This window comes from candidate division KSB1 bacterium (genome assembly GCA_016214895.1).
Taxonomy (GTDB): domain Bacteria; phylum Electryoneota; class RPQS01; order RPQS01; family RPQS01; genus JACRMR01.
This window is the reverse complement of sequence record JACRMR010000006.1, coordinates 1-1,372: the sequence shown is the minus strand read 5'-3', so window position 1 is coordinate 1,372 and position 1,372 is coordinate 1. Positions and strand designations below refer to the sequence as shown.

Annotated in this window: 3 protein-coding genes; all 3 read left to right on the top strand. The window is 59.5% G+C overall.

Features of this window, described 5'->3' with window-relative positions:
* The first annotated feature begins 21 nt into the window (after positions 1 to 21).
* On the top strand, positions 22 to 294 hold the full coding sequence (locus tag HZB60_04230; GenBank protein ID MBI5058978.1) for an energy transducer TonB: 273 nt from the start codon (positions 22 to 24) through the stop codon (positions 292 to 294).
* A 24-nt stretch (positions 295 to 318) separates the two neighbouring features.
* The gene (locus HZB60_04225; GenBank protein ID MBI5058977.1) at positions 319 to 903 is read left to right on the top strand and encodes a hypothetical protein; all 585 of its coding nucleotides are present in this window, start codon (positions 319 to 321) and stop codon (positions 901 to 903) included.
* 71 nt (positions 904 to 974) lie between these two features.
* On the top strand, positions 975 to 1,372 hold a 398-nt coding region (locus HZB60_04220; GenBank protein MBI5058976.1), incomplete at its 3' end, for a hypothetical protein.

Here is a 1,372-nt window from a genome sequence, read left to right as displayed (position 1 = left end):
TCTCGGAGCGACTTCGGATGGGTGGGGCTCGCACTCCGTGCCCGCGTCGAGGAGGGCAAGCGCTACTCCCTCGATGCGCGACTGAACGGCTGGGAAGGGCGCATCGTGATCGCGGCGGCAATCTTGGCCGATGGGCGGATCATCGATTCGCGCATAGTCGAAAGCTCAGGGAATCCTCGGCTCGACGAAGATGCGCGCGCGCTGGTGGCCGAAGCGTCGCCCTTGAGGCTCCCGCGCGCGCTGGGAGCGGAGAAGGTGCTGGTCAAAGTGCCGATCGTGTTCGGATTACACTAACATTCACTGTAGGAGGATGGCGACATGGGAGCATCGGCGTACAAGACGGATCAAGTGCGCGGGATCGAGGGGACACGTTACGAGTATGAGTATATGGAGCCGACGGAGGAGGCGCTGCTTGCGCTGATGAAAGACTTGTTCGAAACGCATTGGTCGCAGATCGTGTTCGGCCCCTGTATTCAGGGAGCCGTGTTCGAGGTGCGACTCGTCGAACCGCCGAAGAAACTGACCATCCTCGACGGGTATCTCACCGTAGATTTGGGTGACTGGCATTTTCACCTGTGCATCGGAAACCATCGCGGCACAAAAGCCAATCCGACTCCTGAGGCACTGGCGAACATACGCCGTGTCTCAAAGGCTGTATTCTTCCGGGGCATGGGCAACAGCTGCACCGGCGGGAGTTGGGGATTTCGGATGTGGAACGGCGCCGACGAGCAAATGTTGACGGTGTTTTTTCCGAATCCCTATCTGAGCGACCGGTTGAAGCCTCAGAAACCGGATTGGACGAGACTGAAATTATGGAACGACATGCGACAGAAATACCTTTCCGGAGCGACGGAATGGGTGCCGGATGTTTCCATGCCGAATATTGTACCCTCCGGCCATTGATGAAGACGATGGTGTTCGGTCTCGCGTCCCAAGGGCCCTCTCTCCCACCACCGGCTCCACCTGGCAGACGGATGTCGTATGGCCGGCTGTGGCTGGTCGCGGTGCTCGGAGTCGCTCTCTCGGCAGCGGCGATCCGGCTTGTATCGCAGACCAGTGTCCAACCGGTGCCGGTGAACAGGGGGATCGTTCCCACGAGGATTGTGTCTGTCAACGTGATGAGCGATGAAATCCTCTTGGCTCTGGCACCGGAGCGGCTGGTCGGTCTGAGCGCGCTGGCAGACAATCCCGATAGTTCAAACGTGGTCCATGAGGCCGTCGTCGTTCCCACACGACTCAATGGCGACATCGAACGCATCCTGATGCAGTCGCCGGACTTCGTCGTCATCGGGGGGCATCAAGCCGACGTGGCTCGACAGGTAGAAGGGCTCGGCATCCCGGTATTCCGAATCTATGGCTTTGAGTCGATCGA